This window comes from Candidatus Accumulibacter contiguus (assembly GCF_012940005.1).
Taxonomy (GTDB): domain Bacteria; phylum Pseudomonadota; class Gammaproteobacteria; order Burkholderiales; family Rhodocyclaceae; genus Accumulibacter; species Accumulibacter contiguus.
Genome location: NZ_SPMX01000089.1, coordinates 1 through 26,080 on the forward strand (window position 1 = coordinate 1; position 26,080 = coordinate 26,080).

19 protein-coding genes and 2 pseudogenes are annotated in these 26,080 nt (G+C 63.1%); 13 read left to right on the forward strand and 8 right to left on the reverse strand.

What is annotated here, in order from left to right; genetic code table 11:
- Positions 1-81: 81 nt before the first annotated feature.
- The 4 genes from E4Q08_RS21875 to E4Q08_RS21890 all read right to left on the reverse strand — a co-directional run bounded on the left by E4Q08_RS21875 (position 82) and on the right by E4Q08_RS21890 (position 5,476).
- Positions 82-3,144, reverse strand: coding sequence for an efflux RND transporter permease subunit (locus E4Q08_RS21875; protein WP_169071938.1), 3,063 nt, complete (start codon positions 3,142-3,144; stop codon positions 82-84).
- Positions 3,141-4,238 (reverse strand): efflux RND transporter periplasmic adaptor subunit, encoded by a 1,098-nt coding sequence (locus tag E4Q08_RS21880; RefSeq protein WP_169071939.1) that lies wholly within the window; start codon positions 4,236-4,238, stop codon positions 3,141-3,143. The genes E4Q08_RS21875 and E4Q08_RS21880 overlap by 4 nt, the downstream gene beginning before the upstream one ends.
- 48 nt (positions 4,239-4,286) lie before the next feature.
- A complete protein-coding gene (locus tag E4Q08_RS21885) occupies positions 4,287-5,123 on the reverse strand; it encodes a PA4780 family RIO1-like protein kinase (protein ID WP_169071940.1) in 837 nt (278 codons plus the stop codon).
- Between the two features lie 164 nt (positions 5,124-5,287).
- Complete coding sequence (locus E4Q08_RS21890; protein WP_169071941.1) at positions 5,288-5,476, reverse strand: hypothetical protein; 189 nt, start codon at positions 5,474-5,476, stop codon at positions 5,288-5,290.
- Between the two features lie 332 nt (positions 5,477-5,808).
- Between E4Q08_RS21890 and E4Q08_RS21895 the strand changes: the two genes are divergently transcribed.
- From E4Q08_RS21895 to E4Q08_RS21940, 10 genes are all read left to right on the forward strand, one after another.
- Positions 5,809-7,053, forward strand: coding sequence for a cation:proton antiporter (locus tag E4Q08_RS21895; protein WP_169071942.1), 1,245 nt, complete (start codon positions 5,809-5,811; stop codon positions 7,051-7,053).
- 128 nt (positions 7,054-7,181) lie between these two features.
- A complete protein-coding gene (locus E4Q08_RS21900) occupies positions 7,182-9,344 on the forward strand; it encodes a type I restriction-modification system subunit M (RefSeq protein WP_169071943.1) in 2,163 nt (720 codons plus the stop codon).
- A gap of 106 nt (positions 9,345-9,450) precedes the next feature.
- Positions 9,451-10,347 (forward strand): Fic family protein, encoded by an 897-nt coding sequence (locus E4Q08_RS21905; protein WP_505438049.1) that lies wholly within the window; start codon positions 9,451-9,453, stop codon positions 10,345-10,347.
- A gap of 97 nt (positions 10,348-10,444) precedes the next feature.
- On the forward strand, positions 10,445-11,767 hold the full coding sequence (locus E4Q08_RS21910; RefSeq protein WP_169071944.1) for a restriction endonuclease subunit S: 1,323 nt from the start codon (positions 10,445-10,447) through the stop codon (positions 11,765-11,767).
- A complete protein-coding gene (locus tag E4Q08_RS21915; RefSeq protein WP_169071945.1) occupies positions 11,754-12,752 on the forward strand; it encodes an AAA family ATPase in 999 nt (332 codons plus the stop codon). Before E4Q08_RS21910 ends, E4Q08_RS21915 begins: the two co-directional genes overlap by 14 nt.
- The gene (locus E4Q08_RS21920) at positions 12,745-15,351 is read left to right on the forward strand and encodes a S8 family peptidase (protein ID WP_169071946.1); all 2,607 of its coding nucleotides are present in this window, start codon (positions 12,745-12,747) and stop codon (positions 15,349-15,351) included. Before E4Q08_RS21915 ends, E4Q08_RS21920 begins: the two co-directional genes overlap by 8 nt.
- A complete protein-coding gene (locus tag E4Q08_RS21925) occupies positions 15,348-15,725 on the forward strand; it encodes a hypothetical protein (protein ID WP_169071937.1) in 378 nt (125 codons plus the stop codon). The genes E4Q08_RS21920 and E4Q08_RS21925 overlap by 4 nt, the downstream gene beginning before the upstream one ends.
- Entirely contained in the window at positions 15,722-16,297 is a 576-nt protein-coding gene (locus tag E4Q08_RS21930; protein WP_169071947.1) for an ATPase, read from the forward strand. Before E4Q08_RS21925 ends, E4Q08_RS21930 begins: the two co-directional genes overlap by 4 nt.
- Complete coding sequence (locus E4Q08_RS21935) at positions 16,294-16,479, forward strand: hypothetical protein (RefSeq protein WP_034909302.1); 186 nt, start codon at positions 16,294-16,296, stop codon at positions 16,477-16,479. Before E4Q08_RS21930 ends, E4Q08_RS21935 begins: the two co-directional genes overlap by 4 nt.
- Before the next feature lie 51 nt (positions 16,480-16,530).
- A complete protein-coding gene (locus E4Q08_RS21940; protein ID WP_169071948.1) occupies positions 16,531-19,557 on the forward strand; it encodes a type I restriction endonuclease subunit R in 3,027 nt (1,008 codons plus the stop codon).
- Positions 19,558-19,578: 21 nt separating this feature from the next.
- Here the strand turns inward: E4Q08_RS21940 and E4Q08_RS26425 are convergent.
- A pseudogene (locus E4Q08_RS26425) lies at positions 19,579-19,707 on the reverse strand (IS701 family transposase); the annotation flags it as partial.
- 124 nt (positions 19,708-19,831) lie between these two features.
- On the opposite strand from E4Q08_RS26425, the gene E4Q08_RS21945 reads away from it, so the two are divergent.
- Complete coding sequence (locus E4Q08_RS21945; protein ID WP_169071951.1) at positions 19,832-21,346, forward strand: DUF1254 domain-containing protein; 1,515 nt, start codon at positions 19,832-19,834, stop codon at positions 21,344-21,346.
- A gap of 119 nt (positions 21,347-21,465) precedes the next feature.
- Positions 21,466-22,089, forward strand: coding sequence for a hypothetical protein (locus E4Q08_RS26430; protein ID WP_434735634.1), 624 nt, complete (start codon positions 21,466-21,468; stop codon positions 22,087-22,089).
- Here E4Q08_RS26430 and E4Q08_RS21960 read toward each other — a convergent pair whose 3' ends face one another.
- Together E4Q08_RS21960 and E4Q08_RS21965 are read right to left on the reverse strand one after the other, a co-directional pair.
- The gene (locus E4Q08_RS21960; RefSeq protein ID WP_211203526.1) at positions 22,090-22,332 is read right to left on the reverse strand and encodes an acyl-CoA thioesterase family protein; all 243 of its coding nucleotides are present in this window, start codon (positions 22,330-22,332) and stop codon (positions 22,090-22,092) included.
- Positions 22,319-22,978: a TetR/AcrR family transcriptional regulator gene (locus tag E4Q08_RS21965; protein ID WP_169071949.1), complete on the reverse strand. Its 660-nt coding sequence runs from the start codon at positions 22,976-22,978 to the stop codon at positions 22,319-22,321. The genes E4Q08_RS21960 and E4Q08_RS21965 overlap by 14 nt, the downstream gene beginning before the upstream one ends.
- Before the next feature lie 203 nt (positions 22,979-23,181).
- On the opposite strand from E4Q08_RS21965, the pseudogene E4Q08_RS21970 reads away from it, so the two are divergent.
- A pseudogene (locus E4Q08_RS21970) lies at positions 23,182-24,199 on the forward strand (cation:proton antiporter); the annotation flags it as partial.
- A gap of 644 nt (positions 24,200-24,843) precedes the next feature.
- Here E4Q08_RS21970 and E4Q08_RS21975 read toward each other — a convergent pair.
- Positions 24,844-26,080: hypothetical protein (locus E4Q08_RS21975; RefSeq protein WP_169071950.1), on the reverse strand; the 1,237-nt coding region annotated here is incomplete at its 5' end.

The window sequence follows — 26,080 nt, forward strand, 5'->3', positions numbered from 1 at the left end:
CCAACCATGAACCGCGAGGGGTGCATCTGCTCCTGACAACCAACGCACCGCTTGCAAATAGGCCGGCGAACGGGTGGTCGCTCATGCGCGCGGCTTCGGCAGGTGCTGGTGGATCCAGACGATGGCGTCGTCCACGAAGGTGAAGACGACCGGGATGACCAGCAGGCTGAGGAAGGTCGAGGTGATCAGGCCGCCGATGACGACGATGGCCATCGGCGCGCGGAAGCTCGGGTCGGTGCCGATCCCGATGGCGATCGGCAGCATGCCGGCACCCATCGCAATGGTGGTCATGACGATTGGCCGCGCCCGCTTGCGGCACGCGTCGAGCAGGGCGTTCCAGCGGTCGAGGCCGTGCTCGCGGCGGGCGAGGATGACGTAGTCGACGAGCAGGATCGAGTTCTTGGTGGCGATGCCCATCAGCATGATGAGGCCGATCATCGACGACATCGAGATCGCCTTGCCGGTCACGAACAGCGCGAGGAAGGCGCCGGGCACCGAGAGGACGAGGGCGGCGAGGATGGTCACCGGCTGCACGAAATCCTTGAACAGCAGGACCAGCACGATGTAGATGCAGAGCACGCCGGTCGCCATGGCCAGGCCGAAGCTCTGGAACAGCTCGGCCATCGACTCGGCGTCGCCGATGGTGGTCTGCAGCACGCCCGGCGGCAGGTTCTTCAGGCTGGGCAGGGCCATCGCCCGCTGCTCGATCTCGCCGAGCGGCTGGCCGTTCAGCTCGATCTCGAAATTGACGTTGCGCAGGCGGTCGTAGCGGTCGATCTCGGCCGGCCCGCCGGCGATGGCCAGCGTGGCGACGTTGCCGATGGCCACCGGCCCGTTCCTGCCGGGCACCGTCATGCGTTCGAGCAGGGCGAGGTCGCGGCGGGCGCCGGGCGGCAGCTTGACGACGATGGGCACCTGGCGCTGGGCGAGGTTGAGCTTGGCCAGGTCCTGGTCGTAGTCGCCGGCGGTGGCGATGCGCAGCGTGTCGGCGATCGCCTCGGAGGTGACGCCGAGGTCGGCCATGCGCGCGAAGTCGGGGCGGATGACCAGTTCGGGGCGGACCAGACTGGCCGTCGTCGTCACCGCGCCAATGCCGGGCAGGGTGCGCAGCGCGCGTTCGACGACGCGGGCGTGCTCGGTGAGCACTGGACCGTTCTCGCTGGCCAGCACGAGGATGTACTTCTCCCCACTCGAGCCGCCGAAGCCGACCTTGAGCTGGGCACCGGGGATGACGGCGAGCGCCTCGCGCAACTGGCGCTCGACGTCCTGCTTGGTGGTGCCCGAGCGCTCGCCGCGCGGGGTCAGGTTCAGCGTCAGCGTCGCCTTGCGCACCTCGGCGGCACCGCGCGGCATGAACGGGTCGCTGCCCGAAGCGCCGCCGCCGATGGCCGTGTAAACCATCTTCACCTGCGGGTTGGCATTGACGATGGCGCGCGCCCGCTCGGCCGCGGCAACCGTCTCGGCGAGTGTCGCGCCGGGCGGCAGGGTCACGTGCACCTGCGTCTGCGAGAGGTCGTCGGCCGGCAGAAAGCCGGTCGGCAGCAGCGGCACCAGCGCGAAGGAACCGAAGAAGAAGACGGCCGTGGCGGACAGCGTCGCCAGCCGGTGCCTGAGGCACCAAGCCGCCCAGCCCTCGTAGCGCACCAGCCAGGCGGGTGGTGGCTTATCGGCGACCGGCTCGAGCAGGTAGGCGGCCATCATCGGCGTCAGCAGGCGGGCGACGACCAGCGAGAAGAACACCGCGATTGCCGCGGTCCACCCGAACTGGACGAAGAATTTGCCGGCCACGCCGCTCATGAAGGCGGTCGGCAGGAAGACTGCGATCAGGGTGAAGGTGGTGGCGATGACCGCGAGGCCGATCTCGTCGGCCGCCTCCATCGCGGCCTGGAACGGCGTCTTGCCCATGCGCAGGTGGCGCAAGATGTTCTCGATCTCGACGATGGCGTCGTCGACCAGGATGCCGACCACCAGCGACAGCGACAGCGCCGTCACCACGTTGAAGGTGAAGCCCATCAGGTACATCACCGCGAAGGTCGGGATCGCCGACAGCGGCAGCGCCGTGGCCGATACGAGGGTCGCCCGCCAGTCGCGCAGGAAGAACCAGACGACGATGACGGCGAGGATGGCGCCCTCGATCAGCAGCACCATCGACCCCTCGTAGTTCTCGATCACCGGGTCGACGAAGTTGAAGGCCTCGGCAAGCGTGATGTCCGAGTGCTCGGCCTTCAGCTTTTCGAGCGCCCTGCGCACCCCCTCCGCCACCTCGACCTCGCCGGCGCCGCGGCTGCGCGTGATCTCGAAGCCGACCACCGGCCGGCCGTCGAGCAGCGCCGCCGCGCGCGGCTCGCCGACCGTGTCGGACACTGTCGCCACCTGGTCGAGGCGGATGCGGCGTCCGTCGGAAAGCACTATATCCAGCGCCGCCAGCTCCTCAGCCGATTGCACGGTGGCGATGGTGCGCACCGACTGCTCGATGCCGCCGATGTCGGCGCGCCCGCCCGAGGCTTCCTGCTGGATGCGGCGCAACTGGCGCGAGATGTCGGCGGCGGTGGCGTTGAGCGCCAGCAGGCGGGCCGGGTCGAGCTCGACGCGGACTTCGCGCGTCACACCACCGACGCGGGCGACCGCGCCGACCCCGCGCACGGCGAGCATGGCCTTGGCGACGATGTTGTCCACAAACCAGGAGAGCGCCTCGCCGTCCATGCGCTGCGAGGCCACCGTATAGGTCAGGATTGGTGCCCCGGCGACACTGATGCGGCCGATCACCGGGTCACGCAGGTCGCCGGGCAGGTCGGAGCGGATGCGCGAGACCGCATCGCGCACGTCGTCGACCGCTTCCTGCACCGGTTTCTCGAGGCGGAACTCGACGGTCACCGTCGCCGTGCCGTCCTGGACCTTGGTATAGATGTGCTTGATGCCCTGCACGGTGGCGACCGAGTTCTCGATCTTGCGTGCGACCTCGGTCTCCATCTGCGCCGGCGCGGCTCCAGGCAGGGTGGCAGTGACGGTCACCGTCGGCAGGTCGATGTCCATGAACTGCTGGATCTTCATCGCCCGGAAGGCGAGGATGCCGGCCAGCGTGAGCAGGATGAAGAGGAGGATCGCCGGAATCGGGTTCCGGATCGACCAGGCCGAAACGTTCATCTCGTGGCGGTCGCGACGACGCGCACCGGGTCGCCGTCGGCGAGGAAGCCGCCGCCGGTCGCCACCACACGTGCCTGCGGGTCGAGGCCGGAAACGATCTCGATGCGCTCGCCGAGGCGTCGCCCGGTCGCTACCTTGGCCTGGGCGACGCGCGCCTGTTCGCCGTCGCCCTCTAGGCGGAAGACATAGGCAAAGCCGTCGCGCAGGACGACCGCCGACTGCGGCAGGGTCAGGGCCGGAGCGCGGCCAAGCTCGAATTCGCCGCGCGCGAACATGCCGGCACGCACGGCTGCGGCCGACGCCGGAATATCGACGAAAACCAGTCCGTTGCGCGTCTGCGGGTCGACGCTCGGTGCGACGCGGCGCACGCTGCCGCGCACCGCCGCGCCATCCGGCCCGGTCAGCGTCGCCGCCCCGCCCTGCGCCACGCGGGCGAGGTCGGCGGCCGGCACTTCGGCGCGCCATTCCAGGCGCCCGCCGCGGATCAGGCGGAACAGTTCCAGCCCGGTTTGGGTCAGCGAGCCGACCGTCGCCTCGCGTGCCGAGATCACGCCGTCGTCAGGGGCCAGCACGCGCGTCTTGCCCAGCTTCAGCTCGGCCGCCTGCTGGCGGGCGCGGGCAGCGGCAAGCCGCGAACTGGCCGTGTGCTCGGCGGTCTGGTACTGCGTTTGCAACTGGGCGCTGTAGAAGCCCTTCGCGCGCAGTTCCCTCGCACGCACGGCGTTGGCCCTGGCCTCGGAAGCGCTCGCCGCCAGTTCGGCGACGGCGGCGCGCGCCTCGGCCACTTCGCTGGCCACCGTGTCGTCGGCAATGCGGGCGAGCACCTGGCCTTTCTTAACCACGTCGCCGACGTCAGCCTCGACGGCGGTGATGCGGTAGTTGGCGATCTCGGCACCGATCACCGCTTCCTGCCAGGCGACGACGTTGCCGTTGGCGGCCAGCGTGCGCGGCCAGTCTTCGTTCTGCGGGGCGACGGCAGTCACCGTCAGCGCCGGCTTGCCGGCCGGCGCTGCGGCCTTGGGCGCGGGTGCCTCGCCGCAGGCGGCGAGGGCGAGTGCGAGTGCGGGGAGGAGAGAGGCAGCTGACTTCAGCATCTTGATATTGTTGACCGAAGAGTCAGATCAGTGGCGAAGGTATGTGGGCTATTCGCACATGCGCCGGATTGCATTCTCCTCGATGGCCAGCTTGACCTGGAGGAGAACGGCGTCGACGTCGGCCAGCCCCTCGTCGAGCACGACTTGACCGGTCAGGGCCAGTTCCGGCGACAGCAGGCCGCTTTCGTAATGCGCCCAGATTTCCTTGCCGTACTGGCTATCCTTGAGGGTCGGCGCGAAGGCGCTGAAGTAGGTGCGCAGATTGAGCACGTCACGCTCGAACATTTCGGCGGCGTCGCTGTTGCCCGCCGCGTCGACGGCTTGCGGCAGGTCGATGATGACCGGCCCGCCTTCGCCGACGAGGATGTTGTATTCCGAGAGGTCGCCGTGGATGACGCCGGCGCACAGCATGCGCACCACCTGATTCATGAGCAGGGCGTGATACGCCAGCGCCAGTTCCTCGCTGAGTTCGACATCGTTCAGGCGTGGCGCCGCGTGGCCGTCGGCATCGAGAACCAGATCCATCAGCAACACGCCGGCGAAGCAGAGATGCGGCTGCGGCACCCGCACCCCGGCGGCGGCCAGCCGATACAGGGCATCAACCTCGGCACTCTGCCAGACCTCTTCCTGCATCCGGCGCCCATAGCGGCTGCCTTTCTCCATGGCGCGCGCCTGCCGGCTGTTCTTGACCTTGCGGCCTTCCTGGTAGGGAGCGTTCTTGCGGAAGCTGCGTTGATTGGCATCCTTGTACACCTTGGCGCAGCGAATCGCTTCGCCGCAGCGAACGACATAGACGGTGGCCTCCTTGCCGCTCATCAATTGGCCAATCACCTCATCGACGAGGCCTTCTTCGACAAGTGCGGTGAGTCTTTGCGGGGTTTTCATGGTGGCCTTGGGTCGGGTTGGGTTGGCTGGGTGCTTCGTCACGCGCCGCGAGGCGGTGGACAGCGTGTAGGTCGTCTAGCGTAGCGCAAGCCGCGGCTTGGCGCGCAAACTATCGCGATCGGAGGAGATCGACTTGCCCGACGGCGGCGGGCGATCGAGTTCATTCAGCAGAAGGCCGTGCTCATCGTCCGGGAGAATCTCGAAGGCACGCTGCTCGATTTCAGCCGGCTCACGCCGGAAATCTGGCGGAAATCCGGGAGCCGCTCCGCCAAGGGTTGCAGAGTATAGCCCTCGTTCGCCAGGAATGCGAAAAACTCGTCGTCCACATCCAGGACGAAGGGCGCAAAGGGCATGAATTAAGCCGAGTCGCTCGCCGGCAGCCAACAAGTCCTCGCCGGTGTAGGGTCACCCGTAGTAGAGGTGGGTGAGGCGATCGCGGGTCAAGCGCGGTAGGCCCTGGCTGGCGATCCAGTAATCGATGCAGGCACCGACCGGCAAACCCTCGTCTCCCCTCGCCAGGAAAATGAATATACTTCACGCAGTACATTTTTCGGTTTTTGAAGCTGGCGCTCCGCGTCAATGGGCGCAAGGTCTCGAACGGCTGGGCGAATCTCGGCCAGGAAACTCGGCGGCTGAACGACCGGTCGCCCTGAGCCCGTGCCCGGCGCGATGAATCGATGACTCGATGAATACGACGGAAATCTTCCTGATCGCCATGGCGATCATTTTCACGCTGCCCTGGCTGATCTGGCGGGTTGGCCGGACCGATTACCACGCGCCGCTGGTCGTCGTCCAGATCGTCACCGGCATCCTGCTCGGGCCGGGAGTCCTGGGCCGCTTCTGGCCCGACGCTTACGCCTTCGTCTTCAACCCGGCGGTGGTGCAGTCGCTGAACGGTATCGCCTGGTGGGCAGTGATGTTGTTCGTGATGATCGCCGGCGTCGAACTCGACCTCAGACAGGCCTGGGTGCATCGTCGCGAGAGCAGCATCACCGCCGGACTGGCGCTCGGCACGCCGCTCGCCTTCGGCTGCCTGACCGCCGGTCTGATGCTGCTGCACGATGGCTGGATCGGGCCGCGGGCGATGGCCTGGCAGTTCGTCGTCGGCATCGGCATGGCGTGCGCGGTGACGGCGCTGCCGATCCTGATCCTGCTGATGGAAAAGCTCGCCATCCTGCGCCAGCCAATCGGCCAGCGCATCCTGCGCTACGCCAGTCTCGACGACATCGCCATCTGGGGGGTACTGGCGCTGATCCTGATGGACTGGGTCCGGGTGGGCAGACAGCTCGGTTTCCTGGTCGCCTTCGCGCTGCTCGGCTACGCCTTCCGGGCGCTGATGCGGCGGCTGGCGGAACGCGACCGCTGGTATGTGGCGCTGATCTGGCTGACCGTCTGCGCCTTCGGCGCCGACTGGTCGGGACTGCACTTCATGCTCGGCGCCTTCCTGGCGGGAGCGATCATGGACACCGAGTGGTTCGATCAGGAGCGGATGGACCGGTTGCGCCAGCATGTGCTGCTGGTCGTCATGCCGGTCTTCTTCCTGAGCACCGGCCTGCGCACCAACTGGACGCTGGGCGGTGAAGCCGTGTTCGTCGCCGCCGGCATCCTGCTCGTCGCCTCGGTCGGCGGCAAACTGCTCGGAGCGCACATCGCTGGCCGCCTGCTCAACTGGGCGCCGGGCGAGGCGAGCATCATCGGCTGGCTGCTGCAGACCAAGGCACTGATCATGATCATCTTCGCCAACATCCTGCTCGACAAGCAGGTCATCAGCAGCGAAGCCTTCACCGCCCTGCTGCTGATGGCGGTCGCCAGCACCATGCTCACCGTACCCGTCGTGGCGCCGAAACTGCAGCGGCTGCGGGAGATCGTTTTGCGGAGTCATTCAGAAAGAACAAGCGCTACGTCTCCCGCACCCAAAAACATCCCTTGAAATGCTACCCTTGGCTTGATCTTGTCAGGCAGTGCTCATGCATACCGGAAAGTCAAATGGTTATGATCATCACGGGCACAAAAAAATCGGGCAATGCCAATTGACTCCTCACATCTCAGAATCAAGACATGAGCGCCACCGCTAATTTTCAACAACTTGCCAATTTCATCTGGTCTGTCGCCGATCTGCTGCGCGGTCCCTACCGCCCACCGCAATACGAGCGCGTGATGCTGCCGCTGACGGTGCTGCGCCGCTTCGACGCCGTACTGGCGCCCAGCAAGGCGGCCGTGCTCAAGCGCCATGCCGAACTGAGCAGCAAAGGCATCCCCAATATCGACGCCATCCTCAACAACCTGGCGAAGGATGAAGACGGCACCCCGCTGGGCTTCCACAACCACAGCCAGCTCGACTTCCCCAAGCTCAAGGGCGACCCGGACAACATCGGTCGCCATCTGGCTAATTACATCAACGGCTTTTCCGAGAACATCCGCAAGATCTTCGAACGCTTCGAGTTCGAAAAGGAAATCGAAAAGCTCGAAGAATCCAACCGTCTGTATCAAGTGGTCGCCCAGTTCGCCGAGATCGACCTGCATCCGCGCAAGGTCGACAACATCACCATGGGTCTGGTGTTCGAAGACCTGATCCGGCGCTTCAACGAAGCCGCCAACGAAACGGCCGGCGACCACTTCACCCCGCGTGAAGTGATCCAGCTCATGGTCAACCTGCTGCTGGAGCCCGACACCAGTGTGCTCACCCAGGCCGGCGTCATCGTCACCATCTGCGATCCGGCTTGCGGCACGGGCGGCATGCTGGCGGAGGCGCAGAACTGGATTCGCGCCCACAACGAACAGGCCACGGTCAAGGTCTTCGGGCAGGACTACAACCCGCGCTCCTATGCCGTGGCTGCCTCCGACCTCTTGATCAAGGGCCATAAAGACGGCCAGGTGGTGCTGGGCAACACCCTCACCGACGACCCGTTTCCGGAGCACCGCTTCGACTACCTGCTGGCCAACCCGCCCTTCGGTGTGGACTGGAAGGCGGAAAGGAAGGTCATCGACCGCTGGCCCAACTTCCGCGGCTACAGCGGCAAGCTGCCGCGCATCAACGACGGCGCCCTGCTGTTCCTGCTTTACATGATGAGCAAGTTCCAGGACTACAAATCCGGCGACCGCGACAAGCCCGGCTCGCGTGCTGCAATCGTCTTCAACGGCTCGCCCCTGTTTACCGGCAGCGCCGGCAGCGGCGAGAGCGAGATCCGCCGCTGGATCATTGAGCATGACCAGCTTGAAGCCATCGTCGCCCTGCCCGAGCAGATGTTCTACAACACGGGTATCGGCACCTTCATCTGGGTGGTCACCAACCGCAAGGCCGACCACCGCAAGGGCAGGATCCAGCTCATCGACGCCCGTGAGCGCTACACAGCAATGAAGCGCAGCCTGGGCGACAAGCGACGCTACCTCGACCAGGCCGCGCTCGACGCCGTTACCCGCGAACACGGCGCTTTTGCGAACAGCAAGACCAGCCGCATATTCGACAACACCGACTTCGGCTATCGCCGCATCAGCGTGCTGCGCCCGCTGCGCCTGCGCTTCCAGATCACCGACGAGGCCCGCGAGCGCTTCCTCAACACCTGCCCCGAGCTGTTCGACGCCCTGCAGGCCGTGCAGGACGCGCTCGGCAACGAACCGATGCTGGACTGGAACCAGGCCTGGGACGCTATTCAGCAGGTGTTCAAGACGCTGCCCGACGACGTCGAGGGTTGGGCAAAGGGCGCAAAGAGCACGGTGCAGAAGAAGATCTTCCGCGACTGCTTCACCACGGTGGACCCCGAAGCCGCGCCGGTGATCGCCAAGCACCACAAGATCGAGCCGCTGGACCGCGCCGCTCTGTTCCCCGGCCAGATCCTGCCCGCCGACATCACCAAGGATGAGATCTATACCCTGTTGGGCCTTCATAAGATTCCCTCTCCCCGCGCGCGAGGGGCTGGGGGTGACGGCGTTTACATCGAGTACGAACCCGACCCGGCGCTGAAGGATACCGAGAGCATCCCGCTGAAAGAGGACATCGTCAGCTATGTGCTGCGCGAGGTGCGCCCCTACGTGGCCGATGCCTGGATCGACCGCGAAACATTGGATGAGCAGGACGGCGGCATTGGCAAGGTGGGCTACGAAATCAACTTCAACCGCGTGTTCTTCCAGTACCAGCCGCCGCGCCCGTTGCACGAGATCGATGCCGAACTGGCTGCAGTGGAAAAGCGCATCCTCTGCCTGCTCAGCGAGGTAACGCAGTGACCGCGCAGGAACTGCTCGAACGTCTCAACCTGCTGGACGAAAACGAGCGCATCGAGGCCAAGCGCGCCGACGAGATCAGCAAATCGCTGCTTGAAATGATGAAGATCTGCTGCAGGCGCTCGGCTGCGTGCGGCTCAACGAGCACGGGAAATGGCAGCCCACCGTTGCCGGGCTGGTCCTGTTCGGCAAGCCGGTCGCCTTGCGCCGCATCTTCCCGATGACGCGGGTCGACTACATCCGCGTTCCCGGCCGCGAGTGGGTGCCCGACCCCGAGCGGCGCTTCGACAGCCTGGAACTGCGCGACCCCTTGTTCCGGCTCATCCGCCGCGTGCAGGCGGCCATCCTCGACGACCTGCCCAAGGCGTTCGGCCTCGCCGAAGGCGACCTGCAGCGCAAGGACAGCCCCATCGTGCCGCAACGCGTGATCCGCGAAGTCGGCGCCATCGACAACGCCAGCTGGCGCGACATCAACAAGGTGGACACCCTGACCGCCAGCCAGTCGCTGAAAAAGTTGCGCGACGCCGGTCTGCTCCGGCAAAAGGGTCGTGGCTCGGCCACCTGGTACCAGCCCACCGGCAAGATGCTGGGAGACGATGACGGCCTGTCCAGTAACCCCGACGGCTTATCTAGCAAGCTCGACGGCTTATCTAGTAACCCCGGCGCCTTATCTAGTAACCCCCAGGGCTTGTCCAGTAACCCCGACCCATTGGCCGACCCTGCGCGGCGTGCCTTGCTCAACGAGTTGCCTGGCGAATTGGCAGCCCAGGTGGGCGCCATCGGCCAGCGCCGCCCGCCCGAGGAAATGCGCGAGCTGGTCGTCGCACTCTGTCAGCACCGGGACTGCCATGCCGAAGAACTGGCCTTGCTGCTGGCCCGCAACGTCGAAACCGTCCGGCAGAATTATCTGCGCCCGTTGTTGCGTGCCGGTCGCATCTGCATGACCCGGCCCGACGTGCCCAATGACCCGGAACAGGCGTATCGCGTTGTGGAGGAGCGGCCATGATGCGATCGGACACTGCGGCAATGCCGCCGGTCAATCGGCGCGAGAGTGATGCCGAACGGGCCGGCGCAGAGGAGTTGTTTCGGGAGGTTACGGAGTGATGCCCACCATACCTGTCGGATCCGAAGCACGGCGACTTCGCTTCCTATTCGATACCAAGTCGGGCGCCACGCCTTCAAGTGGGGTGGAAGAGTACTGGGATGGAAATGTCAACTGGGTAACGCCGGAAGACCTCGGAAAACTCTCGGATCGCTATGTTCGCAATACTCGTCGGCAAATCAGCGAAGAGGGCTACAACAACTGTGGTGTCAGCCTCGCGCCGCCGGGCTCAATTGTCCTTTCAAAGCGCGCCCCGATTGGACAGACCGCGATCCTTGGTGCAGCATCTACCTGCAATCAGGGTTGCTTCCTGTTAGCCAAGAAAAATGGCGTAGATGAGCGCTTCTACTTCTACAGTCTGATTCACCTACGGCCCGCTCTGGAAGCATTGGGGCGCGGATCCACCTTTATGGAGCTTTCAGCCGACGATCTTCGTTCGATCTTGTTGCCCTTCCCGAATGAGGAGCGGCAGCGCCTGATCGCCAACTATCTCGACCACGAAACAGCCCGCATCGACCGGCTGATTGCCGAGAAGCAACGCATGCTGGCGCTGCTGGAAGAAAAACGCGCCGCCCTCATCAGCCGCGTCGTCACCCGTGGCCTCGACCCCAATGCCCTGCTCAAACCCTCCGGCCAGGAATGGCTGGGCGAGATTCCGGCGCATTGGGAGATTCTCCGTATCAAGTTCATTACTGCTGCGTTGGATCAAGGCACTTCACCGATCGCTGCCAACACGCCAGCGGGTGCAGGCGAGCTCGGTGTCTTGAAGTTAAGTGCAGTTTCGAAAGGTCGATTCAAGCGAGAAGAGAATAAGGCACTTCGTGAAGCGGGTGAGAATGAACAGGCTTTCGCACTCCGCAAAGGTGATGTACTCATAACTCGCGGCAATACGCCGGAACTCGTGGCTGATGTCGCATGTGTCCCAGGCGATGAGCCAAACCTGTTACTCCCTGACCTCATCTACAGGCTTCGTGTTCAAGAAGGGAGAATTATCCCCGAGTATCTGACCTATCTCCTAACTACAGCGGCCGCTCGCGTTCAGATTCGTCGTGACGCAAGAGGCTCGAGTGGTTCGATGGTCAAGGTTTCTCAAGTCCACGTCTTGGATTGGCTGACGCCATTGCCCCCGATCTCCGAGCAGACTGAGATAGTGGATTATCTTCAGCTCGCAGTAGAGCGGTTTCAGTCAATGATGCGGGAAGTCTCTTCTTCTTTGTCTCTGCTATCGGAACGCCGCGCCGCGCTAATCACCGCCACCGTCACTGGCCAAATCGACGTGGAAGGCACGAATATGAATGAGAGAGGGCACCATGGCACGCGCTGATCTGCTTATAGAAATAGTGAGGGCGGGTGCCGAAGGCGATCAGGAGCTCTTCCGCAAGGCCCTGGAAGCCCTAATCACGGAGGAGCGCTCGAAGCAGCACAACATCCTTGCCGACCGCCTTGCGGAGCACCTTGACCTCAACGGAAAGCCGGTTCGTCCCGCGCGCGCGACTGTTGCCGTTCCGAACGGCGAGACGAGGCTCTATCACGAGGTTCGGCCCCGGCGGGGGTTTGTCGACTTGTTGCTGCCAGCGCTCGTTCAACAGGCGTGCTTAGAGCTTGTGGAGGAGCACAATCGTGTGGACCTACTGCGAGCACACAACCTCGAACCGCGCAACCGCGTCCTCCTCGTGGGCCCTCCGGGCAACGGAAAGACGTCGCTTGCGGAGGCACTCGCGCAGGAGCTCGGTAGTCCGATGCTCGTGGTGCGTTACGAGAGCATCATTGGCAGCTACCTCGGCGAGACCGCAGTGCGGCTTGCGAAGCTCTTTGCTCAGGCGAGGACGCAGCGCTGTGTGCTCTTCTTCGATGAGTTCGACGTCATTGGCAAGGAGCGCGGAGATGTGCACGAGACCGGTGAGATCAAGCGCGTTGTCAGCTCGCTCCTACTCCAGATCGATCAACTCCCGTCGCATGTCGTTGTTGTTACAGCGACGAACCATAGCGAGCTCCTAGATCGCGCTGTGTGGCGCCGTTTTCAGCTCCGTCTCGACTTGCCTGCGCCGGGCAGGGGGCAGCGTGCGGCGTGGCTACAGATGTTCGAGAACCGAAGCGGACTTCCGCTCGGCTATTCGCATGATCATCTCGCCAGAAGACTCGATGGGCTGAGTTTCGCTGAGCTCGAGCAGTTTGCGCAGGACGTGCAACGCCGTTACGTACTGACAATGCCCGGTGCGGATGTACGAGGCATCGTCGCTGACCGACTGAAGCAGTGGGTGAACCGCGCTGTTGAAATGCCTGCGTCAACGGAGGAAGACGATGGCTGAGCGGCCACTTCTCATCTTGCCTGAGCCGACCACTGCCGCACGCGCGAAGAAGGGCAGTGGGGGTGGGGACCCAGCCCCTCTGGCACAGGCCCGACAGCAGCAGCGTCTGGGGCCGCGCCTTGATGAGCTCGAAGCGGCCTTCGAGGCGAAGCGGCTGACCATGCAGACGACTGCCGCGGGGCTCGTGCCCGAGGACGTTCTCGTGCTCGAGACCGCGGGAACATTGGATGACTTCTTGAACGCTGCCTCGAGGATCGAGGGGCTGGAGTTCCTTGCTGAGTACGACGTGGACGACATCCCACCCGACGACGACTTCTTCGTTGAGAAGAAGGGGGCGCACGAACAGTACCGCGGACGCGTTTACTTGATGTTCGCCAACCAGCATGCGTTCCGCCAGCTTCTCAACCTCTGGAGCACTTGGCAGCGCGGCGAAGACTTCCAGCGAGGTCTCACGAAGTGGCGCGATGTGTTCGCCCTGCTGCGCGACATCCGTCCCTGGTCCGTGCGCGACCGACTTGAAGAGACTGGTGTGCTCGAGGATTGGCGCGACCGTCTGGAGTGGGAGCGCGAGAAGCTCCCTTGCGAGATCGAGCTGTGGTTTCGTTCTGATGGGCAGCAACGTGCCGCTGCCGTTTCCCACGTACGCGCGAGGGTTCAGGAACTCGGGGGTGAGGTGGCATCGGAGGCCGTGATTGCCGATATCCACTATCACACGCTCGCGGTTCGCCTTCCGATCACAGCTGTCCAAGACCTGCTTGATGCAGATCGTCGAGGTGAAGTTGCGCTCGTGCAGGCAGAGCAGATCCAGTTCTTTCGGGCGTCTGGCCAGATGGCCGGGCGTATCACGGTCGACCAGGTGTCACAGCTCGCACATCTTCCCGACGGGCCGCCTCCTAATCCCCAGACACAGCCGGTCGTTGCCCTACTGGACGGATTGCCGCTGCAGTCTCATCGGGCCCTCGCAGGCCGGCTCTCGGTCGACGACCCCGATGACTTCGGCGCCGACTACGAGGCGCGGTTCCGTCTTCACGGCACCGCCATGGCGTCGCTCATTATATGGGGCGATCTGCACTCGCCCGGTGAGCCGATCCCGCAACCGCTATACGTCCGTCCAATCATGCAGCCGTTCTCGCAACCAGGGCGGGACGACCTTCCGCCAGAGGAGCGCGTGCGGGAGGGGCTGCTGATCGTCGACCTCATTCATCGAGCCGTGCGCCGGATGTTCGAGGGCGATGGCGGCGAGCCTGCGACGGCGCCGGACGTGGCGGTGATCAACCTGTCCATCGGGATCGCAGACCGCCCCTTCGACGGGACAATGAGCCCGCTGGCCCGGTTGCTGGACTGGCTGTCGTGGAAGTACAGCGTGCTCTTTCTGGTGAGTGCTGGGAATCACGGCAGGCCCATCGCGTTGGGACGCCCGTGGTCGGAGCTCGCCGCCGTGCCCACCGATGAGCTGCATGATCTCGTCGTGAAGGCCGTCGCAGCGGACACGCGCCACCGACGCCTGCTATCCCCCGCCGAGGGGATGAACGCGCTCACGGTTGGCGCGGTTCATGAGGACGGCGACTCGACCACGCTCCGGCCGAACTGGATTGACCCGGCCAAGCTAGGGTTCCCAAGTCCCGTCAACGCGCAGGGCCAAGGCTATAAGCGCTCGGTCAAGCCGGACGTCCTTGCGCCCGGAGGACGAGCCGCGCTCGTGAAGCCACTGCTGAACACAAGCACGGAGTTGACGCTGCCCGGCGTCGCCTACGGTCCGGGCCAGCTCGTCGCCACGCCAGGCCCGACAGCGGGCGACGTGAGCGCGACGGTGCCCAATCGCGGGACGAGCAATGCGACGGCGCTCATGTCACGGGGAGCGGCGCTCCTCGTGCCGGTGTTGGCTGAGCTCCGGGAGACGGATGGCGGACAGGCTCTCGACCAGGTTGCCTACGCCGTGTGGCTGAAGGCGCTCCTCGTGCATGGAGCCCGCTGGGGCGAAGCCGGCGACGCCTATCAGGCGCTCTTCAGGACCCCGGCCAACGGCAACAAGCTCGCCGAGTACCTCACGCGCCTGTTGGGCTTCGGGCGTGTTGACCTCGATGCGGTGCGCGAGTGCACCAAGGCGCGGGTCACAGCACTCGCCGGCGGAACACTCGCCGCAGAGGCCGGAGCAGAGCATCGGTTCCCTCTCCCACCGTCACTCAGCGGCAAGCGTGGATGGCGTCGACTCGTTGTCACCCTCGCGTGGATGACGCCCATCCACCCGCTCAACCACCGGTGGCGGCGCGCACACCTCTGGTTCGCGTCTCCCCAGTCGAAGCTGTCGGTCGGGAGCAACAAACACCTCGAGCGACGGGGTGCGGATTGGCAGGCCGTCCAGCGAGGCACCGTCCAGCACGAGGTCTTCGAGGGCGAGAAGGCCGCCGCATTCGTGGACGGAGACGAAGTGGTCGTCCACGTGAGCTGCCGCGAGGACGCCAAGGTGCTCTCGGGTGCAGTACCTTACGCCTTGGCAGTGACTCTCGAAGTCGACACAGCGATCGGTATTGACATCTACACGGAAGTGCGAGAGCGAGTTCTCAGCAAGGTTCGCGTTGCGGCAGGAAGCGGCGGATGAAGCAACTCTCCAACGGCTCCTTTGAAACCGCCATCAAGGCGGTATTGCTCGGCGACGGATACACGCGGATCGAGGCACGGGGCTTCGACTGCGAGCGGGCAATCTTCCCGGACGAGGCCTTGGCATTCATCCGCACGATGCAGCCCGAGGCGTGGAAGAAACTGGAATCGCTGCACGGCAAGCAAACCTGCGCGCGAGTTCTGGAATCGCTGTGCAAGTGGCTGGTTGTTCATGGCACGCTGACCACGCCACGTCACGGCTTCAAGGGTTTCGGCAAGACGACGCGGTTTGCTGGTGCTCGCAAGGAACGCCGCGCCGCGCTGATCACCGCCGCCGTCACCGGCCAGATCCCGCTGGAGGAAGTGACCGGATGACCCGCACCTGCTGGATCATCGCTGGCCCCAACGGCGCGGGCAAGACCACCTTTGCGCTGGAGTACCTGCCCACGGTGGTGGGCTGCTTCCACTTCATCAACGCCGACCTGATCGCCGCCGGGCTTGCGCCGCTCGCCCCGGAGCGGGAGTTGCTGGCCGCCAGCCGCATCTTCCGGCGGGAGCTGGAAACCCGGATCGTGGCCGGTGAAAGCTTCGCGCTCGAAACCACCCTGGCTGGACGCACCTATCTGCGCATGGTCGACCGGCTGCGCCGCGACGGCTGGCGGGTGGACCTGATCTATCTGGCGCTGCCCAGCGCCGAGATGTCAAAGCTGCGCGTCGCCGAGCGGGTGGCCCACGGTGGGCACGCCATCCCGGAGGCGGATATCGAGCGGCGCTTCCCGCGCAGCCTGCGCCACCTGCTGGACGACTTCAGTCAGCGCGTCGACCGCTGCGTCTGCTTGATGAACGATGGTGAAAATCCGGAGCTCGTCTTCGAACAGTGCGGAGACCAGCGCGACATCCTGCGCGCTGACCACTATCAGTTATTGCTTGAGAAGGCCGAACGATGAACGCCAAGCGAATCACGACCCCGTCCCCGGAGGGTCAGAAGCAACTGGACGCACTCCGGAAGTCCGTCGCGAATGTTCTGGAGAAGAAGCGGCGTCTGGGTCAGTACGCCGTCACCTGGGAGAACGGCAAGCCGGTGGTGCGGGGTGAAGATGCGCCCGTCGCGCCGGCAGGGGCGCGCTGACTGCGGTGCTGCCTTGACCCTTCTGGACCCCCACAGCCCACGGAACCCAGCATGAAGCGCACCAGCGAAGCCGCTTTTGAAACCGCCATCGAGTCGGTCCTGCTTGGCGAGGGCTATACGCCGCTCGACGGCACGGGCTTTGACCGCGAGCGGGCGATCTTCCCCGATGAAGCGCTGGCCTTCATCCGTGCCACCCAAGCCAAGGTATGGGAAAAGCTGGACGCACTGCACGGCGAGCAGACCGGCATGCGGGTGCTGGAATCGCTGTGCAAGTGGCTGGACACCCACGGCACGCTGGCCACGCTGCGTCACGGTTTCAAGTGTTTCGGCAAGACCTTGCGGATTGCCTTCTTTCGCCCGGCGCACGGCCTGAACCCGGAACTGGAGGCGCGCTATCAGGCCAATCGGCTGGGGCTCACCCGACAACTGCACTTCAGCCCGAAGTCGGAGAAGTCGCTGGATGTGGTGCTGTCCGTCAACGGCATCCCGGTGGTGACACTGGAACTCAAAAACCCCTTGAGCGGACAGACGGCGGCGAATGCCATCCACCAGTACCGCAACGACCGCGACCCGCGTGAACCGATCTTCGTGTTCACCAAGCGCGCGCTGGTGCATTTCGCGGTCGATACCGAAGAAGCGCACATGGCCACGCGCCTGGCCGCTTCATCCACTCACTTCCTGCCCTTCAACCGGGGCATGGAGGGCGGAGCCGGCAACCCGCCCGACTTTGATGCGCGCAACTACAAGACGGCGTACGTGTGGGAAGAGGTCCTGCAACGCGACAGCCTGCTCGACCTGCTCGCCCGCTTTCTGCATCTCGATGTGCAAGAGAAGACGACCGACGACGGCAGGAAGATTCGCAAGGAAAGCCTGATCTTCCCGCGCTATCACCAGTTGCAGGCGGTGCGCCAGGTGGTGACAGCCGCTGCCAGCGAAGGTGTGGGACATAACTATCTGGTCGAGCATTCGGCCGGCAGCGGCAAGAGCAATACGATTGCCTGGCTGGCGCACCGCCTGTCCAGCCTGCACAACGAACGCGACGAGCGGCTGTTCGACAGCGTGGTGGTCATCACCGACCGGGTGGTGCTGGACCGTCAGTTGCAGAACACCATTTACCAGTTCGACCACCGCCAGGGCGTGGTGCAGAAGATCGACGAGGATTCGCGCCAGCTCGCCGAGGCGCTGGAAACCGGCGTGCCGATCATCATCACCACGTTGCAGAAGTTTCCGTTCGTGTCCGGGCAGCTGGCCAGGCTGAGCGAGGAGCGCGGCGAAGGCAGCAAGAGCCATCTGCCCACGCGCAAGTACGCGGTGATCATCGACGAGGCGCACAGCTCGCAATCGGGCGAGACGGCGACGGAACTCAAGGGCGTACTCGGCGGCGCGGATCTGCGCCGCAAGGCGCAGGAGATGGCAAAAGAGGAAGGCGAAGTTGAGCTGGAGCGCCTGTTCCTCGCCATGGCCAAGCGGGGCCATCAGCCGAACATGAGCTTTTTCGCCTTCACCGCCACGCCCAAACACAAGACGCTGGCGATCTTCGGCCGCAATGGCCAACCCTTCCACCGCTACACCATGCGCCAGGCGATTGAGGAAGGCTTCATCGAGGACGTGCTGAAGAATTACGTCACCTACAAGACCTACTACAAGCTGATCAAGAAGGCCGAGGACGACCCCAACGTCGAGCGCAAGAAGGCCGCCAAGGCGCTGGCCCGCTTCATGCGCCTGCATCCACATAATATTGGGCAGAAGGCCGAAGTGATGGTCGAGCACTTCCAGCACTTCACCCGGCACAAGATCGGCGGGCATGCCAAGGCGATGGTGGTGACCGGTTCGCGGCTGGAGGCGGTTCGTTACAAACAGGAGTTCGACCGTTACATCCAGGAAAAGGGCTACCCGATCAAGAGCCTGGTGGCGTTCTCCGGTACGGTGGAAGACGACAAGATCCCGGAGAAGTCGTACACGGAGGTCGAGATGAATCGCGGCCTCAAGGAGAAGGAACTGCCCGACGCCTTCGCCAAGCCTGACTTCCGCGTGCTGCTGGTGGCCGAGAAGTACCAGACCGGCTTCGATCAGCCGCTGCTGCACACGATGTATGTGGACAAGCGCCTGGCGGGTATTCAGGCCGTGCAGACGCTGTCGCGCCTGAACCGTACCCATCCGCTCAAGGACGACACTTTCGTGCTCGATTTCGTCAATGAGCCCGGCGAGATCCAGGAGGCTTTCCGTCAATACTACGAAGGCTCCGTGATGGGAGAGCAGGTCGATCCCGACAAGCTTTACGAGGTCAAGGCCGAACTCGATGCCTCGGGGATCTACCTCCAGACGGAAGTGGCCGAACTGGCACAGGTGTTCTTCGCCCCGAAGCGCCGCCAGAGCCCCAGCGACCACAAGACGATGAACGCGATTCTCGATCAGGCGGTTGCGCGCTTCGTGCAGTGGCAGAACGCGGAAGAAGAGGAAGCCGAGCTGTGGCGTGGCAAACTGCAGGCCTTCCGCAATCTTTACGGCTTTCTGAGCCAGGTGATCCCCTACCAGGACAGCGATCTGGAAAAGCTGTTCACGTACCTGCGGCACCTCGCGTTGAAGCTGCCCAAGCGCAAGAGCGGGCCGGGTTACCAGTTCGACGAGGAGGTCGAACTCGACTATTATCGCTTGCAGAAGATCAGTGAAGGCTCGATCAGCCTCAACGAGGGCTATGCCAAACCGCTGGACGGCCCGCGCGAGGTGGGGTCGGGCATGGTACGCGAAGAGCTCGTTTCGCTGTCTCGCCTGATCGATATCATCAACCAGCGCTTCGGCGGCGAGTTGAACGAGGCGGACCAGCTGTTTTTCGATCAGATCGCTGAAGCGGCGAGCCTGAACGAATCACTGCAGAAGGCGGCAGAGGTCAACTCCCTCGACAAGTTCCAGCTGGTGTTCCGGCAGGTGCTCGAGTCCCTGTTCATTGAGCGGATGGAACTGAACGAGGACCTGTTCTCCGATTACATGGGCAAGCCGGAGATGCAAGAGCTCATCTCAAAATGGCTGGGTAGCCAAGTCTATGACCGACTGGCTGAGGCAAGGAAGGCGGGCAGATAACTACCCTGAAGTTTAGACGCACACGGGAAGTCCGATAAATTGCATCCGAAGCCACTGGCTGAAAAGCACTGCGGTAATCATGGCGCCCTTTCGCCAAGGCGCGATGGCCATCAACGGAAAGGACTCCCACAACTGCAGGGCGAGCAACCGCGGGTCGGCGGGTCCCTGAGTAAAGTTGCCGCAATCTGACTATGGCGCTCGGAGCCAACCAGTAGCGACGTTATGTCCTGTCGTGATAGCTTTGCGCTTCCAAGTCCAACAAGGAGATTCCACAATGAATGAACAACCCATCAGCAAGCGGCTCAAGTGTGCCTCGATCGGGCTGACCGTGCTTTCCCTTATCCTGCTCGGTGCATGCGGCAAGCAAGTGGAGCCCCAGGTCGACCGTGTTGCTGCGGAAACCAAAGCAAAGCTTGAGGCAGAAGCGAAGGCGCTCGAAGCGGCGGCGAAGGAAGCCGAAGCACGGGTGGTTGCCATCGAGAGCTACGTCTACGCCTATCCGCTGGTCACGATGGAAATGACGCGCCGCATCATGACCAACGTGGAGGCGCCGCAAGGCTCTCGGGCTCCGATGGGGCACTTCGTCCGGATGCGCAGCTATCCCGACGCGTCGTACCGCGATGTCACGGCGCCGAACGCCGACACGCTCTACACGACCACCTGGATCGACGTGTCCAAGGAACCCTGGATCCTGAGCCTCCCGGACATGAAGGACCGCTACTTCCTTTTCCCGATGCTCGACGGCTGGACCAACGTGTTTCAGGTGCCGGGCAAGCGGACGACGGGCACGAAGGCGCAGACCTACGCCATCACCGGACCGGGCTGGTCGGGCGAATTGCCCGCTGGCGTGACCGAGTACAAGGCACCGACGGGTCTGGTCTGGATTCTCGGGCGCATCTACAGCACCGGTACCCCCGAGGACTACAAGGCGGTTCACGCATTGCAGGACAAGATCTCGGTCGTGCCCTTGTCTGCCTACGGGAAGCCCTACTCGCCGCCCCCCGGCACGGTCGATCCGGCCATCGACATGAAGGCCGCCGTGCGCGAGCAGGTCAATGCGCTCGATGCCACCGCGTACTTCAAGCTCTTCGCGGAACTGCTCAAGACCAATCCGGCGGCCGCTGACGATGCCCCGATGCTGGCCAAGCTGGCCAAGATCGGTATCGTTCCGGGGCAGGATTTCGACGTCGCCAAGCTGGATCCCGCCGTGGCCAAGGGCCTTGCCGGGGCGCCCAAGCCGGCTCAGGACCTGATCATGGACTGGATGAAGGCCGGCATCGTGGCGGGCGACATGAAGCTCGAAAACGGCTGGCTGTTCACGACGAAGACGGGCCTGTACGGCACGAATTACCTGCAGCGTGCGCTCGTCACCGCGATCGGCCTCGGCGCCAACCGGCCGGAAGATGCCGTGTATCCGACTTCCACGGGACCGGACATTGCCGCCAAGTACGACGGCGAGAAAAAGTATGTCCTGCGCTTCGAAAAGGGCCAACTGCCGCCCGTGAACGGCTTCTGGTCACTGACGATGTACGACGCGGACTACTTCTTTGTCGACAACAAGCTGAATCGCTACACCCTGGGCCAGCGCAGCAAGTTCAAGGCGAACGCGGACGGATCGGTCGATCTTTACATCCAGAACGAATCGCCGGGCAAGAGCAAGGAATCGAACTGGCTGCCGGCACCCAAGGGTGAGTTTGTCCTGATGATGCGTCTGTACTGGCCGAAGGAACAGGCGCCGTCGATCCTCGATGGCAGCTGGAAGGTTCCCGAGGTCAAGGAAGCGTCCTAGCCGGGTGCCCGGGCAGGTCGGCTACCGCGCCCGCTGCTGAAGGAAAGTCTGAAGACAAAAAGCCCGCCGTCAGGCGGGCTTTTTCTTGCCGCTTGGGCGCATTTTTCTGATGCGAGAAGGTGGCACAGGACGATGGCGGCCAGTTGATGCTTTCGTTCATCGAGGCCAACCGAAAAAGGGGCAAGGAGATCGCCGGCTACGAATACGCTGTTTTCGTCACCAACACCCGCTACGGGATTCTCACCCTCGGCCAACTCTACCGGGATCGGGCGGATGCCGAGAACGCCTTCGATGAACTCAAGAACCCGTGGGGTTGGGGCGGCTACACCACGCACGACCTGCATCGCTGTCAGTTGGCGGCTCGTGCCGTGGCACTGATCGACAACTGGTGGTCTCTAGGTTCATTGCTTGCGGCGCGACTTTTGGTGACCTATGGCCATCCGCCGGTGAAATTGACAACCTGCCCGGTGGCAAATGGGGAACGCCCAGATGCCAGGAATGCGATCAACTCCCCGATTTCCTGCGGCTCACCGAGACGCCCCATGGGAACTTTGCTCGCGATTTCCCGGCGTCCCGCAGGGTCGTCGATGAATCGCGCACGTGGGTTTCAAAATTCCGGGCGACGTCCGGGTCGACAAAGCCGGTATCGTGACAAACCAGCCGGCGTTGCTCTCGGAGTAGTACTGGAACCGCTCCGGGACCAACATACTGGCATGCATGGGTCAGCAGCAAGGCATCCATGATCAAGCTCCTCCGTTCACTGATAGATGATCGTCAACAATCACAAAGGAACCCTCCGGATCGATCAATGGCCGATCCGGGTTGTAGAGCAATTCCACACGATCGGTTTCCAGCATGCTGGCAAAGACGGCGTTGTTGACGTGGCCTTGGCGGTCGGTATCGACGTAGCGCAGTTTCTCGTAGGTCCGTAGCGGGAAATCATCGATAGTCGTCTGTTCGAGGGCCGTCGTTTCAGCCTTTTCCATGATCGGGCACCTCCACGTTGCTTGTCGATTCATTGTCCGGTGTGGCCATACGCTGGATCGCCTGCCGGCAAACGGTGAGGATTTGTTCGGAAAAAACCGGGTCGTCCACCGCGCGGGCCAGCGAAATGCCGCCGACACACAAGGCCATGAAAGCTATCGCATCGTCCAGGCGTGCCGGATCGATCGGGCGGCCTTCGTCAGGAGAGTTGCAGATGGCGCGCAACGACTTGCGCAACTCTTCCTCGTAGACCTTTTTGAAACCAGGATTGCTTCTCGCCGCATCCGACGCCAGCGCGGCTAGCGCACAACTGTCGGCCAGATCGTCGCGATGCGCCATCGCCAAATAGCGTTTGCCCAGCCGCAGCAGCCGACCCGGCCAGGACTCTTTACGGGCCTGCCCCATCCAGCGCGGACGGTTGTCCAGCAAGGCAAACCGAAAGGCGGCCGCCGCCAGCTCGTCCTTGTTGTTGAAATGCGCGTAAAACGCGCCGTGCGTCAGCCCCGCATCCTGCATCACCGGGGCGATGGCGGCACCGGAAAGTCCTTCAGCCCGCAGGCGGGATGCCCCCGCCGTCAAAATGCGCCGCAGTGAAGCTTCTTTGAGATCAGATCGACTGGTCATGGGTTCTCGTATGATGTTGATCATGCGAAAGCATCTTATATGATGCGTATCAGGTCAACCTGATTTCAGGAAAAAGAATGAAAGCCCATGAATGACCGGTACTGAGTGCAGGTCTTCTTGCCGCAATTCACGATGAGCAGCTTGAGGGAGTGGACTTGCTCGTTGAGCCTTACGATACTTTGCCGATGACCCGGCTGTCCGTCCCCGGAAACTTCGTCAGCTGCCCGGTCTTGAACCCGACGGTGGTGCAGTCGCTGAACGGCATCGCCTGGTGGGCCGTGGTTCGTGACGATCGCCGGCGTCGAACTCGACCTCAGACAGGCCTGGGCGCATCGTCGCGAGAGCAGCATCACCGCCGGCCTGGCGCTCGGCACGCCGCTCGCCTTTGGCTGCCTGACCGCCGGTCTGATGCTGCTGCACGATGGCTGGATCGGGCCGCGGGCGATGGCCTGGCAGTTCGTCCTCGGCATCGGCATGGCGTGCGCGGTGACGGCGCTGCCGATCCTGATCCTGCTGATGGAAAAACTCGCCATCCTGCGCCAGCCAATCGGCCAGCGCATCCTGCGCTACGCCAGTCTCGACGACATCGCCATCTGGGGAGTGCTGGCGCTGATCCTGATGGACTGGGTCCGGGTGGGCAGACAACTCGGCTTCTTCGTCGCCTTCGCGCTGCTCGGCTACGCCTTCCGGGCGCTGATGCGGCGGCTGGCGGAACGCGACCGCTGGTATGTGGCGCTGATCTGGCTGACCGTCTGCGCCTTCGGCGCCGACTGGTCGGGACTGCACTTCATGGTCGGCGCCTTCCTCGCCGGAGCGATCATGGACACCGAGTGGTTCGATCAGGAGCGCATGGACCGGTTGCGCCAGCATGTGCTGCTGGTCGTCATGCCGGTCTTCTTCCTGAGCACCGGCCTGCGCACCAACTGGACGCTCGGCGGTGAGGCCGTATTCGTCGCCGCCGGCATCCTGCTCGTCGCGTCGGTCGGCGGCAAGCTGCTCGGCGCGCACCTCGCTGGGCGTCTACTCAACTGGGCGCGGGGCGAGGCGAACATCATCGGCTGGCTGCTGCAGACCAAGGCGCTGATCATGATCATCTTTGCCAACATCCTGCTCGACAAGCAGGTCATCAGCAGCGAAGCCTTCACCGCCCTGCTGCTGATGGCCGTCGCCAGCACCATGCTCACCGTGTCGGTCGTGGCGCCGGAGCTGCAGCGGCTGCGGGAGATCGTTTTGCGGAGTAACTGAGCGACTGAGCGCTGGAGGTTCGGTGGTGCGTGCCCAAGTCCAACCCGAACCACAGGAACTGCTGGCACGCCCGCAGATGTGCTCCCCTTCGGTCAGAACTTCCTTGCCCGGCGAACGTCAGATCTTCGGCCAAAGGTGACACTCGCTCTTCAACCGATCACGTCTGCTGTGCATGCACGACCGGACACTCAACCATTTACGAAACTCGAACGTCCGCTTTGGCCAAAGCGAATGGCAGGAATCGACCCCTTGCGGACGTAGCCACCTTGGGAAAGCAGACGTTCAATGTGCGTAACAAGATGCGCGAACCTACTTGCCAAAGTTATGCCGGGTTGCTGGGTTGCTGGGTTGCTGGGTTGGACACCGAAGCTCCAGGTCTCGCGAGCATGTTTACAGGGCTACTGGCCGTTGGATCCAGGCGACTCTCGATTGATTGCACTCAGCGACTGGACTTGGTCTATTGTGTTACAAGAAGTCTCAACCTTGCGCTAGCAAAATTGGTCAAACGCACGTGCCACTTTTGCCACCATGACGACATGAATCGATCCAGTTGATGATGCCGACCCTATGAATAGTGCGTGCGAGTACCCCAAGACAACAATTTAATGACGCATTAGGAGAACTCAACTACAGGGGTACCTGCCTTACTTGCGCAGAAAATCGAGGATCGCTTCCTTGGTCTTTTCTTTGTCACATATCGCCTGCAGTTCCTCTCGATTGAGTACCCGCCTTCCCTTCAATTCCACTTCCGCGAATTCGTCTACAGGAATCAGATAGTTCGCGCTGTGCAGCTTGTGGGATGCCACTGGCTTCCAATCACCCTCGCCTTTGGCCTGCTTGATACTCGGCGGAAGGACGTACTTGGTATCGAGCTTCGTCAAACGCACTCCAAGTGTAAGCCACACGCGTGTTACGCCTCGGGTGACATCCACAGTGATTGGCACTGCCACACGGGTGTCGGCGGCCAGATCAGGGTCGTCGGTGGCTTTGTCCAGCCAGGCCACCGCGATCCGATAGCAACGGTCCTGATCGACGGCTTCATCGGAAGAAAAACGGGTCTTCATACCGATGTCTTCTGCCGAGATCATGTATAGACCGTAGAACAAGTCACGCATCCATAGCAGCTCGGCATGCAGGCTCGTCGTTCGCTCGCCATCCTTTTTGAGCCCGTGCAAGTGGTCCAGGGCGTCTTTGCCGATTGCCGATTCGAGAAAGTTCGCCAGAAATGCATAGGCCCTTGCCGTGCGTAGGTAATACGTAGGAGCCGGTTCCACACGAAGCCGCGGCGCGACGTTTATCTCAAGCGGCGGTGGTGGTGCTGCTAATGCTCTGACATGCGCCTCCATCATTCTGGCATGCGTCTCGCGCCGCTTCGTCACAAGAGCCTTGAACGCTCCCAGCATTCGCTCCTTGAACTTCTTCGTCAGCAGTAGCTTATCTCTCTCGGCACCTTTCTCGGGCAAAAGCAACGTTTCGAGCGCATAGACCTGATATTCGTACCAACCGCTGTCGGCCTTCGGCTTCAGATCCACCTCACCCGAACGGAGTCGCTTGACGAGTTCTTTCATGAGGTTCACGTCCGGTGGCACGCCCAGCGGAAAGAGCTTCTCGAACAGAAGGCCTTCCTTTGATGTGCTCGGAGGAAAGATCGCAACCGTGGTATGTGCCACCTGTTTCCGCTTGGCCAATCGCTTAACCGCGTCAAGGTTGAGTGACCTGATGTTCTGGATGTCCGCAAGCGAGAGACAGTTGGCAGGATTGCTCAGTTTGGCGTAGAAGGCCAGCATGCGCCGGTAGTCAGCAAGCAGGGTTTGATCTTGAGAAAGAATTCGAGCCAGCGCCTGTGGAATCGCCAATTCCTCGAGATTCGGTTCGCCGAAC

What these genes read in the sequence shown, in the direction of transcription:
- E4Q08_RS21875 (WP_169071938.1), bottom strand. Translation starts at nt 3,144, where the DNA reads ATGAACGTTTCGGCCTGGTCGATCCGGAACCCGATTCCGGCGATCCTC.
- E4Q08_RS21945 (WP_169071951.1), top strand. Translation starts at nt 19,832, where the DNA reads ATGAATGAACAACCCATCAGCAAGCGGCTCAAGTGTGCCTCGATCGGG.
- E4Q08_RS21885 (WP_169071940.1), bottom strand. Translation starts at nt 5,123, where the DNA reads ATGAAAACCCCGCAAAGACTCACCGCACTTGTCGAAGAAGGCCTCGTC.
- E4Q08_RS21890 (WP_169071941.1), bottom strand. Translation starts at nt 5,476, where the DNA reads ATGCCCTTTGCGCCCTTCGTCCTGGATGTGGACGACGAGTTTTTCGCA.
- E4Q08_RS21900 (WP_169071943.1), top strand. Translation starts at nt 7,182, where the DNA reads ATGAGCGCCACCGCTAATTTTCAACAACTTGCCAATTTCATCTGGTCT.
- E4Q08_RS21910 (WP_169071944.1), top strand. Translation starts at nt 10,445, where the DNA reads ATGCCCACCATACCTGTCGGATCCGAAGCACGGCGACTTCGCTTCCTA.
- E4Q08_RS21965 (WP_169071949.1), bottom strand. Translation starts at nt 22,978, where the DNA reads ATGATCAACATCATACGAGAACCCATGACCAGTCGATCTGATCTCAAA.
- E4Q08_RS21925 (WP_169071937.1), top strand. Translation starts at nt 15,348, where the DNA reads ATGAAGCAACTCTCCAACGGCTCCTTTGAAACCGCCATCAAGGCGGTA.
- E4Q08_RS21895 (WP_169071942.1), top strand. Translation starts at nt 5,809, where the DNA reads ATGAATACGACGGAAATCTTCCTGATCGCCATGGCGATCATTTTCACG.
- E4Q08_RS21920 (WP_169071946.1), top strand. Translation starts at nt 12,745, where the DNA reads ATGGCTGAGCGGCCACTTCTCATCTTGCCTGAGCCGACCACTGCCGCA.
- E4Q08_RS21915 (WP_169071945.1), top strand. Translation starts at nt 11,754, where the DNA reads ATGGCACGCGCTGATCTGCTTATAGAAATAGTGAGGGCGGGTGCCGAA.
- E4Q08_RS21930 (WP_169071947.1), top strand. Translation starts at nt 15,722, where the DNA reads ATGACCCGCACCTGCTGGATCATCGCTGGCCCCAACGGCGCGGGCAAG.
- E4Q08_RS21940 (WP_169071948.1), top strand. Translation starts at nt 16,531, where the DNA reads ATGAAGCGCACCAGCGAAGCCGCTTTTGAAACCGCCATCGAGTCGGTC.
- E4Q08_RS21880 (WP_169071939.1), bottom strand. Translation starts at nt 4,238, where the DNA reads ATGCTGAAGTCAGCTGCCTCTCTCCTCCCCGCACTCGCACTCGCCCTC.
- E4Q08_RS21935 (WP_034909302.1), top strand. Translation starts at nt 16,294, where the DNA reads ATGAACGCCAAGCGAATCACGACCCCGTCCCCGGAGGGTCAGAAGCAA.
- E4Q08_RS21960 (WP_211203526.1), bottom strand. Translation starts at nt 22,332, where the DNA reads ATGGAAAAGGCTGAAACGACGGCCCTCGAACAGACGACTATCGATGAT.